Annotated in this window: 9 protein-coding genes; 3 read left to right on the top strand and 6 right to left on the bottom strand. The window is 46.4% G+C overall.

Annotated elements, in window-relative coordinates; genetic code table 11:
- Positions 1-134: 134 nt before the first annotated feature.
- From SCB77_RS19855 to SCB77_RS19840, 4 genes are all read right to left on the bottom strand, one after another.
- Positions 135-1,310 carry a PepSY-associated TM helix domain-containing protein gene (locus tag SCB77_RS19855; protein WP_320183747.1) on the bottom strand — a complete coding sequence of 392 codons (1,176 nt, stop codon included), beginning with the start codon at positions 1,308-1,310 and terminating at the stop codon, positions 135-137.
- Positions 1,311-1,312: 2 nt separating this feature from the next.
- A complete protein-coding gene (locus SCB77_RS19850) occupies positions 1,313-3,043 on the bottom strand; it encodes a TonB-dependent receptor (protein ID WP_320183746.1) in 1,731 nt (576 codons plus the stop codon).
- Positions 3,040-3,330, bottom strand: coding sequence for a peptidase associated/transthyretin-like domain-containing protein (locus tag SCB77_RS19845; RefSeq protein WP_320183745.1), 291 nt, complete (start codon positions 3,328-3,330; stop codon positions 3,040-3,042). The genes SCB77_RS19850 and SCB77_RS19845 overlap by 4 nt, the downstream gene beginning before the upstream one ends.
- 175 nt (positions 3,331-3,505) lie before the next feature.
- Positions 3,506-4,378: a glycerophosphodiester phosphodiesterase family protein gene (locus SCB77_RS19840; RefSeq protein ID WP_320183744.1), complete on the bottom strand. Its 873-nt coding sequence runs from the start codon at positions 4,376-4,378 to the stop codon at positions 3,506-3,508.
- A 220-nt stretch (positions 4,379-4,598) separates the two neighbouring features.
- Between SCB77_RS19840 and SCB77_RS19835 the strand changes: the two genes are divergently transcribed.
- On the top strand, positions 4,599-10,484 hold the full coding sequence (locus tag SCB77_RS19835; RefSeq protein WP_320183743.1) for an alpha-2-macroglobulin family protein: 5,886 nt from the start codon (positions 4,599-4,601) through the stop codon (positions 10,482-10,484).
- 199 nt (positions 10,485-10,683) lie between these two features.
- Entirely contained in the window at positions 10,684-11,958 is a 1,275-nt protein-coding gene (locus tag SCB77_RS19830) for a DEAD/DEAH box helicase (RefSeq protein WP_320183742.1), read from the top strand.
- 83 nt (positions 11,959-12,041) lie between these two features.
- Here the strand turns inward: SCB77_RS19830 and SCB77_RS19825 are convergent, their stop codons facing one another.
- Complete coding sequence (locus tag SCB77_RS19825; protein WP_320183741.1) at positions 12,042-13,457, bottom strand: aldehyde dehydrogenase family protein; 1,416 nt, start codon at positions 13,455-13,457, stop codon at positions 12,042-12,044.
- Positions 13,458-13,648: 191 nt separating this feature from the next.
- Between SCB77_RS19825 and SCB77_RS19820 the strand changes: the two genes are divergently transcribed.
- The gene (locus tag SCB77_RS19820; RefSeq protein ID WP_320183740.1) at positions 13,649-14,701 is read left to right on the top strand and encodes a saccharopine dehydrogenase NADP-binding domain-containing protein; all 1,053 of its coding nucleotides are present in this window, start codon (positions 13,649-13,651) and stop codon (positions 14,699-14,701) included.
- 61 nt (positions 14,702-14,762) lie between these two features.
- Here the strand turns inward: SCB77_RS19820 and SCB77_RS19815 are convergent, their stop codons facing one another.
- Complete coding sequence (locus SCB77_RS19815) at positions 14,763-16,181, bottom strand: RtcB family protein (RefSeq protein ID WP_320183739.1); 1,419 nt, start codon at positions 16,179-16,181, stop codon at positions 14,763-14,765.
- Between the last annotated feature and the right edge of the window lie 106 nt (positions 16,182-16,287).

The raw sequence follows: 16,287 nt of genomic DNA, 5'->3' as shown, positions 1-16,287 counted from the left end.
TTCGTCTAATTCTTCTCCTGTTGTCGGATAACGGCCAGACCCTTTCTGCCCTAAAGAGCTGCCCGATCTGTTGCGTCAACGAACCGCAAAAGCAGGAAATCGTTGACCAGAAAACACCCTTATATCCATCCCGCCTATCGAATTGCGCGCTTTGTTTTGGCTTTAGTAGATTTACGTCCTTTCTGCCACCAAAGGATATATCCCGTAATAGGCAGGCTTGCACAAAACATCGAGATTATAAAGGCGAAAATCTTGGTAGGCATACCACCTATGCTTCCCGTATGCAAATCAAAATTCAGCGAAGCCAGCTTGTTTCCACCAGTCAATTTTTCGCTATCCTGTATCTTATCGACCTGCAGATTGTCTCGTCGAAAATAATACCATTTGAAAACCCCACTCCGATTTTCCGCTAAGCGTATCTGTACATCCACCAAAGGCTCATCCTTATCCCGCAGGCGCACAGACATCATATCTGCCGACGGATAGATGGTCAACAAATGGCTCAGGCCATTATCCAAAGGATCGATATAGCGATAAGGAACCGCCGAGGCCTTGTCTTGGCTTAAATCCGTTAGCACGACTTCTGTTGCGAAAACATTAAAAAAGTCGATATACGCTTTCTTAAATGCCGGAAAACTAAATACTAGGCCGGTCAGGGCCATGACAAGTGCTACCGCGAAGCTATAAAATCCAAACACATTATGCAGGTCATAATTGAGTCGTTTCCATTTCGCTTTCCAGTCTAGAGAAACAGCCCTTTTCAAAGGCTTACCTCGCCATTTCTTGGGCCACCATAGCACCATCCCCGATAATAATAGCAGTGCAAAAATCGCCGTGCTGTACCCCACGAGGGCATGCCCATAGGTTTTTCCCAAGAGCAGGTTCATGTGTAGCTGCAGGCAGAGCTGGAAAAACTCATTCTTGGTATCTTCCACCACTAAAACTTCTGCGGTATAAGGATTCACGAAAACCCGTTTATAGTAGCTCTGGTAATTCCAATAACCAAATCCCTCAGCGTTGGTTGCAGAGGCACGAAAAACCCAGGATCTATCTTTCGCGGGATACAGGTCTACCCTCGAAATCGTCTCCTTATCCGGAAGATTCGCCTGTGCTTTAGCGATAAGCTCCGTCAAAGGCTTCGGTTGCTGTGCTCCTGCATCGCTCTGCAAAAAGTACTTATTCGGATAAAACAACAGTTTCAGCTCATCCTGAAAGGTATACAGCGCAGCACTTAAGCTCACCAAAAAGACGACGATACCAGAGAGTATGCCCAACCATTTATGCAGCCAAAGTATCGCTTTTTTGATCATCCTTAGAACCGGTAATTAAGGTTTAGCGACAGCGTTGCGCCTTCCCCTTTTACGTAATTTGCATCCGTCGCCGCAAACTGACTGTACACAGAATAGTAATCTTCGTTCAATAGATTCGCAACCCCTAAGCCTACAGACCATTGTTTATTCACCTTATATCCCGCATTAAAATTAAGAATATCTACCGCATTTACTGGCCCTTGGTTTCCTAGATATGCGCCATTTGCACTGGGCTCAAAACGGTCACGATTGCCCGTGTGCACCCATGATAGTTGAAGATCCAAGGCATTAATCGGCGCATAATTTACATAGCCGGTAGCTTTCGGTGGCATAATGCGCGCACCGCTTAGGTATGTTCTTGTACCATCTTCATTTTTCAGTTTTCCTTCCACATAAGAGTAGGTTCCTCCAACGGATAAGGTTGACGATAGTCGTGCGTCAAGAGCTACCTCAACCCCATGAATACGCTCTGGTGCCCGCTCGGGAAAGAAATAACCACGTTCATCGGCGGTTAGGTTTACGCCCAATTTAGAGGTACTGATGAAGTAAGCCGCCGAAAGATTAAAAATACTGATTTGACTAGCAAATCCAGCTTCGTAGTTGTTGGTAACAATAGGATCGGTTTGTATATTCTTCAGATCGCTATCGGTGGCGTTACGCACAATACGCCCCAGCTCATTGATGGTAAAGCCTTGCGAAAAGCTCACAAAAGGATTAAAGAATGCATATTTATTGTAGCGCAGTCCCGCATTAAAGGTTACGCCTCGATAAGGTATCGTTCCTCCCTGCACCGCGATACTTCCTTCCGTGCCAGGTCCTGTTGGTAGCGTTTCAAAATCTTTGATCTTCACCGTCGCATCTTCGTAGCGCGCTCCTCCTTTAAAGATAAGGTGATCCACAAATGTTAAGGTCAGCTGCGCAAAGGGTGCATAGTTGAACATATCCATTTTAGGCACAAACACTCGTCCATCGGTCAAGTCTTGGTAGGTCACATCATTCAATAGGTCGATCCCATAGGTGACCCCGCCCAGCACATTACCGAATTGAAAAGGTGTATTTAGGTCAGCACGGAATCCTTTTTTATCCGAGTTGATCTGCGACTGGCCGGGACCATACCAAGAGTTTGCACGTTCTACATAGCGGTTCATAGAGCGAAAGGTATTGTAATAAACCGATGCATTGAGCGAAGTATTTCCGAACAATTGGTTTTTCGAATAAGTCAGCATCGCATTGTGGTTGTAGCGTGTTCCTGTATTTTCGCCGGGGTCTGTACCCGGTACACCGATTGTTGCTGTCTGTCCGTACTTTCCGTTTTGGCTTAGATAGCGCGCGTGCTGAAGGCTATTGAAAAAGTTGTAGACGAAGGACAGGGACGAACTAGGGTCAATATCATAGCCTAATTTTAAGAAGGCATTGTAGGATTTACTGTTTGAAAGCCCATCTGTTTGTCCCAGTGGCACACCATCGCCATCGCGCTGCAAACCGGTGTAATCGACAGCGCCGCTAGCGGTATAGCTGAACTTATCGTGACGGCCATACAGCGTTTGTGAAAAGCGGTAGCCTTCGGTCTCCTTATTGTTGTAAGGGTTCAGCGTCCCCCGCAATGTGGTCAAACCGCCAACAGTTTTAGCCTGCGGATCGTTTTTACGCGTGATGTAGTTAATAATCCCGCCGGCAGATCCATTTCCATAAATAGAAGTGGCGCCCTTTATGACTTCTACACGTTCGATCACGCTAGGGTCAATAGATCGGATATCGCGCGATGTATACGGTCTGGGTAGCCACTATGGGAGATACGAATTTCTAGATTCTTAATCTTGGGACGAGCGAACACCAAACTCCCTTCGGAATCTGTTCGCCCTTGCAATTTTCCATTCACCCAAATATTGGCCTGCGGAAGCATTTGTTGCTGGGCGTCTTTAACCTGCACCGTCACATCTTGCGCAAAGGCATATGTTCCGCTACACAGCAACAAGGCCGTTAAAAGCGGATTCAAATGCATTTTTCTATTAAATAACATAGTTTATTTATTTAGACTTGTTTTAAATTGCCCAAATATAGAAAAGTTTTGGGAGCCGCCAATTCCCAAATCGGTGAAAATCGAAATTTAGCTAAACTGCCCCCCTAATGAGTCATGCAGAATGTACAATCCAGAAAATGCGGCATTTAGGAAATGCGGCATGCAGAAACGATTTTTACTTGCTTAGCGCTTGAGAAACGGCTATAGGCAAATCCGACTCTAATATAGCGGCTCCTTGCGCAAAAACAGCTTTATACCGTTCTGCTCGCTCCGTTTTGTCTGTCAGCTTATCATAGCTTGGCGCTGTGGAAATCATGCACATCACCCCTTTTTTGTTAAAGAAACGGTACATATCGAGGTTGCTATCCTTCAATTCTGATCCGATATATACAATCATCCGATCAAAGGGCAATCCAGCAGCAACAAAGTCCTTTAGTGCTTCTTTGGTTTTTATATGCATGGAAATAAACTGATCAGGATGTCTTTCCAAGAAAAAACGAGCCTCTTTAACCGTATGAACGGTGACCCACACCCAAGCATAGGCCTGATGCTTTTCAATGATATCGGCCGTCATTTGTAAGGGCAAATCTTTCTTATCCAAATTGAGGATTGTTTTCCCCTTCGCCCAACGGATCATCTCATCCAAGGTGTTGATGTTATATGAGGTGATGTTGCCCTTTGTGTCCTTCAACCGAATATCCTTAAGATCTGCAAATGCATGGTCCTTTAACAAACCCCTTCCTGTTGTTGTACGCTCCATAGCCGCATCATGATGCATAACGGCCACGCTGTCCTTTGTCAAGCGCGGATCCACTTCAAAGATTGCTGGCGTATGTTGCAATACAGCCTCCATGGCAGCGATCGAATTTTCGGGCATGCCCTCCTCGATGGTTCCGCGGTGCCCGCTAATAATCTGCAAACCTGGCGTCACCTTGAAATAGCGACGCATATCCTGCGCATTGTTGAAGGAGAATTGATGCACTTGCTGGCCATAGGTATTTAATGTTAGTGCGAGCAGCGCAAAGGTAAACAGCTTAGGTAGATCCATAATTTCAAAAATAAAGTATACAGATGAAGTTTATGCTAAGCCATTATTTAATTCCTGTTAACATCGAAAGGCTACGCCGCTCTTATTTGCATTGCACGTCCATCAAAAGGAAAACACAACCCAGAAAAAAAATAAAATCGCGTTATGGAATCTCGCGACATGCTGCATCCGTCAAAAAACGAACAAAAGATGTTATATTTATACTAATATTCTATAAATTATGAAACGAAACCTCCTGTTATTATTGCTTCTAGCACCGATGTTCCTCTTTGCACAAGAACAACCTCTGCGGATCGGCATTGATGGTCAATGGAAGCAAATCGAGCAACTTATTGCCATCAAAAACTACGAACAGACACTACCTATCCTTGCTGATATCAAGGCGCATGCTAAGCGAAACGGTATTCGGGATGTGTACATCAGGGCCTTTTTGGCTGAAACGCAAGCCCTTCGTGTAAACAAGACCGATGATAAGACATTTGAAGAAATTCAAAAACACTTCGAGCGCACCCTACAGGAGGGCGATATCGTGCAACGCAGCGTTATCAAAAATTTCTATGCCCTCTTTTTGGAATCGAACAGCCACCGGTTTCAGCCCGTCAGCTCCAATCGCTTTATCAAAGCCACATCGGAAGAAAAACAACAGATCATCGACAGCGTCTTTCGCACGTCGCTAGCTGCCAAAGCGGCGTTGCAGCAGGAGCTCACAACACAATGGTCTTCCCTCTTTGACGATACGCGAAACAGCTATCTGATGCCCACCTTATATCACCTCTTGGCCTACCAATACCTTGAGGTATTGCCATCGCGTAGCGACAGCTTGGGCGAGGCAGATCAATTGAAAGCGGAGGTGTTGGCCTTTAACAAGCAAGCAGGATATGCCGAGGCTACCTCTTACCTCCTCAGCAAAAAGCTATTGGACGACTCTTGGAATATCGCTTCTCGACTAGCGGAATTGAACCGCATCATGGAAGAGCAGCCCAGTGCTTATAATGCCTACATACTCAGCAGGATCGCGGCGGCATTCCAAGAACGTGCCGACTACAAACAGGCCATGCAGTATGTACAACGCGTTTTTAGTGCCTATCCCAACTCAATGTGGCGGGCCGAGGCCGAGAAGATAGAACAACAAATACGGGCAACATCCATCGACGTTCAGCACGACTTTCGCATCCCAGCACATGCCTACCATCCGATCAAGGTCAATACACGAAATGCCGACAGCCTATTTATTCAGGTTTTTCGAACAACGAATACGGCCAATTCCGCCTATCAGACCTTTAAAATACGTCATGATTCAACGACGCACGAAACACGCTTGGACGCACCTTTGGCCTATCAAGAATCCATTGCTTTGGGCCAATTTGATGATCACTTCAATCATCATAGTATCTACAAAATCAATCCATTGGACCATGGGCATTATACTGTCCTGCTCTCCAACAATACACAATTCAAAGACGACGGTTTATACCAAGAGGTAGCGCACAGTAGCTTTACGGTAAGCGATGTATTTGTTTCGGCTTTGCTCGACGAGGAAACGGATCATGATGAGCGCTACCGTATTCTCCTGATCGACCGGAATACAGGTAAAGGCTATGCGAATAAAAAAGTGGCGCTATACGAAACGAATCCTAAAAGTAAAGCGCGTAAAGTACAAAGCTTCACGACGAATAAAGCGGGAGAGTTTACCTATAGAACCAGCGATCGTCGGAATCGCGACGATTTGGACTATTACGACCTGCTACTGCCCACAGAAAATCATCTCATCTCCCTCATGGATCTTGAAATACCTGAGCATTACGATGATGAATACGATATGGAGGAGGAACTTGAGGGCGAAGAAACGGCTATCACCCTTACGGATAGGTCAATCTACCGACCCGGGCAGAAAGTTTACTTCAAGGCCATCCTTTATAACAATAGTTCCACCAAAGGCAAAATATTGGCACAAAAAAAGATTGCCGTATATTTACATGATGCCAATGGACAAAAGGTAGACTCGCTAAAAGCCGAAACCAACCTTTTCGGGTCTGCAAACGGCATCTTGCAACTACCTCTCAAAACCCTGAATGGTCGTTTCAATATAAAGGTATTCGCTGGAAAACAGGAATTGCATTCGACCTACATCCGTTTGGAAGAATATAAACGTCCGACTTTTAAAGTTACTTTTGAAACCAATAAAGAGACCTATAAGCTTCTTGATACCGCTGTCTTCATTGGCCATGCCGAAAGCTTCGCTGGTGTGCCCATAGCGCAGGCCAACGTACGTTACAAGATTGAACTTTATGGGCAGTCACGCAACTACAGCCATCACAATTTGCTGGACAGCGTTACACAGACCGATCAACAGGGAAAATTCCAATTGCGCATACCGCTCAACGACAGTAGCATGTTGCAGGAGAGCAACTTTTCTTTACGTTATACAGCGGAGGTAACCAGTCCTTCCGGCGAAATGCAGTCAGCAAATGAGCGCTACTTCTACGCAAAGACACCGTGGAATATAGACATTATAGCCGGCTCTCCCACCGCCGAAAACCGATGGAGCGAGCTCACGATCGCCACCAAAAATCCGAATGGGCAACCACTACCTTTTGCTGGTCAGATACATATTTACAAAGTTAAAGAGCCTGATTTGGTCGTTGCCGATCGGTCGAAGAGCTATTTTATGAGTGCAGATTACCATCTGCTGTCCGTGTCGGATTACAAGCGTTATTTTCCAATGCAGTTTGATGAGGTTCTGCTAAGCCGGGAAGAGCAAAAAACATGGGTAAAGACCTACAACTTCAACAGCAACGACAGGGATACCATTCATTTGGATAGTACCCTGTTTTCGCGAGGCAGCTACCGCATCGAGGCCTTCAGCATCCAAGGTACGGACACCATCCGGGCACATAGCTACAAGCAGATTTATGATCCAGTCAGTCGACGGGTATCTGCCAAAGAATTCCTCACTGTGGGTTTAGACAGCAGCAGCTATACCGTCGGCGATAAAGTCCAAGTGCGATTTGAAACCGATCTCGCCGATGCCAAACAGCTGTTTGTTTTTCATAAGCGCCGTGGTAAACCTGCCAACGCCATAGCAATAGACATTCGGGACGGAAAAGCCGTTTACAGCTTCCATCTAAATAAAGAGGATGTTGAAGCGCTTCCTGTTGCGCTCCATGCCTTTATTATTAAAAACGACATGGCCGAATTGAGGAGTATCCACATCCCGATCAAGCAAAAGGATAAACAGCTAGCAATCCAAACCGTAACCTTTCGCGATAAGATAACACCGGGCCAAGCGGAAAGCTGGCGTTTTAAGATCAAACAAAACGAGGATGTGATACCGGCAGAGCTGGCATTGAGTATGTACGATGCGGCGCTCGATGAATTCCAGGCACACATCTTCCCTCATTCTTTTGATCGACCATCCCCCTATTACTACCACCGACAAGAGGCGCAGCAGCATTTGTTGGGCGATTTTTACGAGGAAACCAATAGCAGCAATGTTTTCGTAGGTACGCGTTACCAAGCCCAACTGTACATACAAACACCCATAGTTCGTTCCTACGGTTTATGGACAGCAGGCCGATATCATTATGCCGCAAAAAGCCTGTCATCTGCACTTCGGGGTCGTGTTGCAGGGGTAGCGATAGGCGGCTCCTCCACAGTTGACGAAGTCGTCGTTATACGTGGAACAGCGAGTGCTGCGTCTAACGCGCCTTTATATGTTGTCGACGGCGAAGTGATGGAACAGATCGATATGAGTAAAATAATGCCCGACCAAATCAATAGCTTCAGCGTCTTAAAAGATGCGGCGGCCACCGCACTGTATGGATCGAGGGCGGCAGGGGGTGTCATTATTGTAACCACCAAAGAAGGAAGTAAAATACAGGAGCAGTTGGCGGCTGCACAAACACGTAGCAACCTCCAAGAGACTGCTTTTTTCTTTCCTGCGTTGTACACCGACGAGCAAGGAGACGTGTCGGTAGAATTTAACAGCCCCGAAGCACTCAGCAAGTGGAAGCTGTTGCTGTTCGCGCATGGCAAAAATCTCGAAGCCGGCATGGGTACCTTCTACACCCGAACACAGAAAGAGTTGATGGTGAGCCCTAACATGCCTCGCTATTTTCGAGAGGGAGATCAGCTACTTCTAAAAGCCACTATTCAAAATCTTCGTGAGGAAGCGATGGAAGGCAATATACGGATTGAATTTATTAACCCGGAAACGAATGAAGTTATCTCAGCGCGCTTTCTCGACAAGCCTACACAGCCTTTCACCGTGGATTCAAAAAAGAATTTGACTGTTTCTTGGGCTGTGCAGATACCGATGGGATTCCCCACGGTGCAGGTAAAAATTGTAGCGGCCAGCGCTAGTTTCTCCGATGGGGAGATCCATGAATTGGCTATTCTGCCTAATCGGGTGCTCGTTTCCGAAACCAGTCCGCTACTGCTGCAGCCCAATGAAACGAAACAATTCCAACTGGAGACGGCCAACAAAGAAAATATGCAGGCCCGTATACAAATACAGAGCAACCCTATATTGGAGGTTATCGGTGCGCTAGATTACCTCAATAATTACCCCTACGCCTGTACCGAACAGCTAAGCAGCAAATGGTTTAGCTTAAAAATGGTGCAATACATACAGCAGCACTACCCGGCCATTGCCAACTACTTCAGTGCGTTGCGGAGCCAGCAAACCGAAAGTAAGCTTAGCGAAAATAGCGCGTTAACAGAGCTTAGCGCCGAAGAAATGCCTTGGATCCGCGATATTAAGCGTGACAGTGAAAAACTAGCGGCACTGAGCAAGCTTTTTGACGAAAACAATACGTTTGAAATCGCCGAAATAGAAAAGAAACTGCTTAAACAACAGCTGGAAACCGGCGCATTCCCTTGGTTTGAAGGAGGACGAGCCAATGCCTATATCTCCATCCGATTGTTGGAGATTTGGGGAAAAGTATTGAAGCTAGACCATCGGTTAGTTTCCAACGACATGCGTAAGATTGCCGAAAAGCTGACGAAATATCTCGACAAGGATAGCCTGATCGTGGACGAGAAAGCATCCGCAAGCATGGCATTAGATTACCTCTACGCCAGACATTATTGGCAGGGACTCTATCCCTTGGATACTAAGCAACAGGCACTATTGACCGATAAGATCAGTCAATCGCCCCTCCTCACAGCGCAACGCAGCGCCGGCATTGCCGCTAAAAGTTGGATCGTTAATCAGCTTTTCGGCAAAGGCGAGCAGACCGATCAAATCAGGAACCGCATCATCCAAGAAGTGCTAAACGATACACAAAAGGGAATGTATTGGGAAAGTAATATGAAAAGCTATAACGCCGTAAGCCTGCAATCTTATATGGTAGAGGCCTATAAGCTAAATGATCCCAACAAGCTAGACGCCCTTACCCAGTGGATCTATTACCATAAGCAGGCTAGTCATTGGCAAACGACTTGGATGACCGTCGATGCAATCTATGCGCTATTGCTAGCAAATAATCCCAGCGAATTTGTTTTGGAAAACAGCGTTACCCTGAGCATAGATCAGCAAGTAGTGCCCCTCGAGCCCGCCAGTTTGGGGCAGGTGGCCAAAACATTTACCCGCCAAGACTTGAAGAAAAATCTGGAGTTGGAGGTTCAAAACAATAACAGCCGGGCGATCTACGGCTATCTAAACCACCAGTATTTTGCCAACGAAACATCGCTTTCGGCAGTAGTTAACAATCTCTCGATCAGCAAGGAATATCTGGTGCAGCGCGATGGAAAGTGGATCGTTTCGAGTAGCGCCAAACTTGGCGAAAAAGTCAAGGTTCGGCTTATCGTCATCGCAGGAGAGTCATTCAGCAATCTACATTTGAAGGATAGCCGTCCGTCGGGCGTGGAGCCTATTTACCAGCCTTCTGGATATAAATATTGGGAAGGCTATTACTTCAGCATGAAAGACGCTTCGACCAATTACTTCTTTGATCGCTTATCAAAAGGCAAGCATGTCTATGAATACGAGGTTAAGGCCAATAATGCGGGCGTATTCCAATCGGGCATAAGCACAATTGGGTCTATGTACGATCCCTCGGTCAATGCACGTGCAAGTAGCGTTACGCTGGAAATTGTGGAATAGGCTATCTACGCCACTCAGCTTGTAGATTCCGTTTAAAAGGAGTGGAAAACGTTTGTCTTCCACTCCTTTTTTGTCTGGTATTACCTACAGCTGCATAGAGTTGGTTTCTTTACCTCCCCGACGGATTTGGATGCATGCCGCAAACAGTCGTTAAATTTTGCTTACCTTTGTAGCTTGGTATTCAATTAAACATTCGGCCGTGTCTTTAGATAAATTAAAACTTAGCAAGCGTCTTCAAACATCCATGAAAGATCTGGGGTATTTTACAGCAAAAGAATTCCAGTTAAAATCGCTCTCCCGCATTGTCGGTGGCCACAGCGTCATTGGCATAGCTCCTGAAGGCGCTGGGAAAACGACGACTTACGTATTGGGCGTATTGATGCGTTTAAAATACACGCATGATGAGGCTCCTAAAGTTCTAATTTTAGCGCCGAATGATGAAAAAATCAAAGAGATCGTTGATAGCTTCTTTGCTATAAGTCAAAATAGAGAGCTTCATATCATGGGGCTGAAAAGCAGCGGAAGCATGGAAGAAGAGATCGAAGACTTGGTACGCGGGGTGGACATCGTCGTTGCTACACCCAGCCGAGCCCGTGCGGTATATCTAAAATTGGGTCTTAACCTCAACCGTATACAGACCTTTATCATCGATGATGCGGAAGAAATTGTGAAACAAGGTATGCAAACCAATGTTAGGGAGCTGGCGCAAAGCTGCGGCGACGTGCAGTACTTGGCATTCAGCACGGTAGACCATGATAAATTGCACCTGATGATCGACGATTTTATGCCTTTTGCGACGAAAGTCGAAGTGGATGAGCTTAGCGAAGATACGTTAGATACGCAGGATCTTATACTTTATCAAGTCCCGAACTTCACGACAAAGATCAATTTGCTCAATGACTTCATGCGTGATCAGGAAGTATTCGATAAGGTAGTGGTGTTTGTGAATAGCCGACTGACGGCGCATAACCTATTAAAAAGACTGCACGTCGGCAAGGGTGAGGCAGCCATCTACCGGCCATTTTTCCATGATGATGCGGGTATCGATGAGATCCGTGATTTTCTAGAAATAGCAGAATGCAGAATACTTTTGGTCGCTAATGAGGGTACCACGGAAATCGACCTTTCCAACATTCCGTTTATCATCCATTTTGAGATCCCGGAAGAGAGTGAGGTCTTCGTGTCGCATATCCTGAAGACGCCAGACTCGGAAGCCTTGGCCATCACCTTTGCCACAGATATTGAACTTCCAGCGCTTCGCAAAATAGAACAATCCATCGGCAAAAAGATTCCTGTTATGCCTTTGCCCGACGACCTTATTATTTATCGTCCTACGGATGGTCCAAAGGAAAAAGAGAAGATCGATGAAACCCAAGGAGGTGCCTTCCATAAAAAGAAGGAAAGCAACAGCAAAACGTATAACTACGGAAGCGGTTTAAAAGCTAAAATGACCAAGAAAAATAAGAAAAGATAGGCGACCAACCATAAATGGAAGATGCCCTTCTTAATGATTTATATGGAGCTCCTAAAATTTAGGAGCTTCTTTTTTATAGCACGCTATGCCATAAATCGCCGAAATAAACGCAGCAGTCTTTTTGTCTTATCGATATATGGGAACCAGAAAAACTTTGATAACGGCATAAGTTTCACATCGGCTACGGCTCTTTCGTGCGAAAAAGCGCGAAAGCCATACCAGCCGAAAGACTGCCCTATACCCGAATTATTCACGCCACCAAAAGGCAGATTGGGGTGCATCACCTGTACCATGGCATCGTTAACACAGGTGCTTCCCGCACTAGTATGGTTAATTACCCGCTGCACGAAGGCATTGCTGCCGCTAAATATGTATAAAGCCAATGGTTTTTCCTTTTCTTGGATCAGTTGCAAAGCCTCGTCGATGTGGGTGTAGTAAATCACTGGCAAGATAGGTCCAAATATCTCCTCCTGTAATAAGGTTGATTCTGCTTTTAGATCGGTCAATACGGTTGGTGCGATATAGCGTTGCTCGGCGCTACTATCTCCCCCTACCCAAATCGTAGCCCCATCGTCAACAGCTTCGTTTAGCGCTTGCGTTAAACGATCAAACTGTTTGTCGTTGATGATGCGCGCCAGATCGGGAGAGTCCGCTGGCCGATCCCCAAATGCACGGAGGATTTCCTCCTTAAAAAGCGTGGCCAGATCATTTTGGTAAGCGCGATCAATCCATAGGTAATCTGGAGCAATACAGGTTTGTCCGGCATTGACGAATTTAGCCCAAATAATATTTCGAATCACTGTCCTTAAATTGACCTTGGGCCCGATGATAGCGGGAGATTTCCCTCCCAATTCGAGGGTGACATCACTCAAGAATTTGCTTGCGGCCTGCATCACGATCTTGCCTACGGCCGGTGATCCGGTAAAGTGCATATGATCAAAACGCAGCCCCAAGAGAAAGGTCGTCTCATCTACAGCGCCTTCCACAACAAAAACATGATCTGCTGGAAAAACAGCTTCTATAATTTTCCGGATCACAGAATTGATATGCGGCGAAAATTCAGACAGCTTCAACATAACCGTATTGCCTGCTGCTATACTGGATATCAAATGCGCCATCGGCAATTGGAAAGGATAGTTCCACGGCGTAATGATCAAGCTATTGCCTTTCGGCTCATAATGCAGGTAAGGCTTTATCGAAAACAGCTTCCAAGAACGGGAAACCTTCCTATCCTTCATCCAACGAGGCAGCTTCGCTATTGCTTCCTTCAGTTCCATCTGCACCGGCATCAACTCCGTTACCTCCACCTCTACGGCGCTTTTCCCAAAATCGCTCGCAATGGCAGCAACGACAAAGTTGTGGTTCCGATCGATTTCTTGCGCTAGTTTACGCAATATGGCTTGGCGCCAGCTTGCATCGTGTTGTTTATAAATCACGCGGCTTTGCACCTGCGCGTCATAAGCACGTTTAATATCGTCTATTGCTGTATACTCGTTCATACTTTTTCGGATGCTGTTCTTCTTGTTAACTACGCTCCGGTTGTTTCCGTTTTGGCACAGGCCTATTAATTTCAAAATCGGATCTAGGATCCCTGCGTATGCGTGCAAAATATGCAAAAAACGCCAAAAATTGTGTAAAGCGGTCGGCTCCTACTTTTTGTTGTTTTGTAATCAAATTTATCGAAAACACCATGAATACAAAACATAAGATTATTGTTGTGGGCGGATACGGCGCCGTGGGTCAGTACATCGGCCAGTTTCTCCACGATCAGGAACAGTTTGAGGTGGTTATCGCTGGGCGGAGCCTCGCCAAAGCGGAACAGTACGCAGCACGTTTACCGCAGGCCTCGGCACGTTTTTTTGACCTAGACATTCCGGATTACCAAGCTATTGAAGATGCATCGCTACTGATCTTATGTGTGGAGAGTAAAAACAACCTCTTAGCAGCCTACTGCCTTTCTAAAGGCATACATTATATAGACATCACCGCAAACAATCAACTGATCGATGCCATAGAGCAGTTAAAGGTACAGCAGCCGAAGCCCAAATCCATGGCTCTACTGAGCGTTGGCCTGGCGCCCGGAATCAGCAATTTATTGGCAAAGCATTGCATCAACCATCACTTACAGAGCGAGTGGGTAGACATCGATATTCTCTTGGGGTTAGGCGAAAAGCATGGATATGCTGCATTCGAGTGGACGTTTGACAATATGCACCGTAGCTACTCCATCTTAGAACAGCAACATCCAACGTTGGTGAAATCGTTCAGCCGACCAAAATGGACAGCTATGGACAAAAAGCGCCGCTACTTTCTTTTTAACTTCTCGGATCAGCATAGCTTGGCTAGTCTTTGGCCTACAAAAAACATCAAGACTAGGCTGGCTTTCGACTCGTTCTTGATCACGGAGTTACTATTTTGGAGCCGTAAAATTGGGTTGACGAAAGTGCTGCAGTATAAACCGTTGCAGCGAGCGCTCCACCGTTTGTTTCATCGGATAAATCTCGGAACTGATCGCTTTGCCGTAAAAGCGAGCTGCGGCATGGATCGACAGCAGCTGTATGAAGCGTCGTTCTCTGGCAAATCGGAGGCCAAAGTTACGGCTGCCGTCGCTGCTGAATTGGCCATACAGGTTATGCAAAGCCCGCAAACAGGCGTTATGCACATTCATGATTTTGTGCTGGATATCCCTAATTTTATCAAGCAGCTGGAGCGGTATGATCGGGATTTTCGGAGTGTGCTTTAATGGGGAATTGTTTTATGGAGCGGACTACGACGTATTCCGCTTCATAAAACAATATCAAAACCTAATCCTCTCGACTACCATCGTCGGCCATCCGCACAATCTTAGGCGAGAATGTAGCCAACACGTCAACAAGATCCTGCTGCGCAGCCATCACGGTATGTATGTCTTTATAGGCCATAGGCGCTTCATCCATACCGGCCCCCATCAAAGTGATCCCTTGATCATTTAGGATAGCCTTTAAATCCGATGGCGCCAGCGTCTTTATTGCCTTTGTACGGCTCATCAATCGTCCGGCACCGTGCGAGGCCGAGTTGATGGACTCCATCTGTCCTTTACCGCGCACCAAGAATCCTGGCGAGGCCATGGAACCCGGAATAATACCCATTACCCCTTTGGCTGCAGGCGTTGCTCCCTTTCGGTGTACAATCAGCTCTTGCCCATTCCACATCTCCTTCCATGCAAAGTTGTGGTGGTTTTCGACCTTTGCCAAGCGCTCTGCCCCCAGCTGATGGCGCACCTTTTCATGGATCACTTCGTGACATGCCGATGTGTAGTCGCCCGCTAAATTCATCGCCATCCAATATTCCTGTCCTTCGGCCGTTCCCAAATCTAGGTAAGCCAAATGTTGTGCTTTATAAGGCAGTTTACAAAGCTGCTTAGCTAGTTTGGTGTAGTGGTCGGCTAACGTTGCCCCCAGCCCGCGTGATCCCGAATGCGTCAATAGCGCGACATATTCACCCGCTTCAATACCTAATTCCGCATCCGCCTGATCAAAGGCTATCACCCCAAACTCCACGAAGTGATTTCCCCCTCCGGAAGTCCCTAGTTGCGCCCAAGCCTTATCCTTCAACGAACGCAACAAATCGTTCATGGCAAAAGTATCCTGCTCTAAAACGGCATGGCTTGCTCGATCTCCTTTTTGGAAACCTTGGCCAGCGCCAAACTTCGTGGTTTGCATAATGACTTTCTTTAACGCATCGCTATGCTCCGTCAGGTATGCGGCAGGTAGATCAAAAATAGACAACGCCATGCGACAACCGATATCCACGCCCACGCCGTAGGGAATGACGGCATTGCCCGTGGCCAGCACCCCGCCGATAGGCAAGCCATAGCCTTGGTGCGCGTCTGGCATCAGGGCGCCGGCTACAGAGACACGCAACGTCATAGCTACTTGCATCTGCTGCTTCGCCCCTTCTTCAATATGCTCTTCCCCGTAAATTTCGTAATGCCCCTCTTCTTTAAGTGCGATATACGAGGCTTCCAGCTCATCTTGCTTCAACAGCTCCTGCGCCAATGTCTTAAAAACTGCATCTTCAGCATACGCTTCCGGATTGGCCAATATAGCCGAGAAATGAGCTAGCATCTGCTCACGCGTAAAGCCCAATCTTTTCTTATTGATCTGCAAGGCGACGCCCAAAGCAGAATTTTCGGCATAGCCCAAGGCCAATAGATCGTTACCATTTATACGTTTGTTTTCCATTTTTCTTCTTTTTTATAGCGCTAAGCGCTTCAATTTAACTTCTTCTTTAAGCAAGGACAACGCCTCTTTATATTTGTTGCCCTTGCGCCTCTTTTGACTTTATCTT

Origin of the sequence: Sphingobacterium bambusae (assembly GCF_033955345.1) — a bacterium.
GTDB lineage: Bacteria > Bacteroidota > Bacteroidia > Sphingobacteriales > Sphingobacteriaceae > Sphingobacterium > Sphingobacterium bambusae.
Note: the sequence above shows the minus strand (reverse complement) of the source record. Positions and strands in the feature narration are given on the sequence as shown.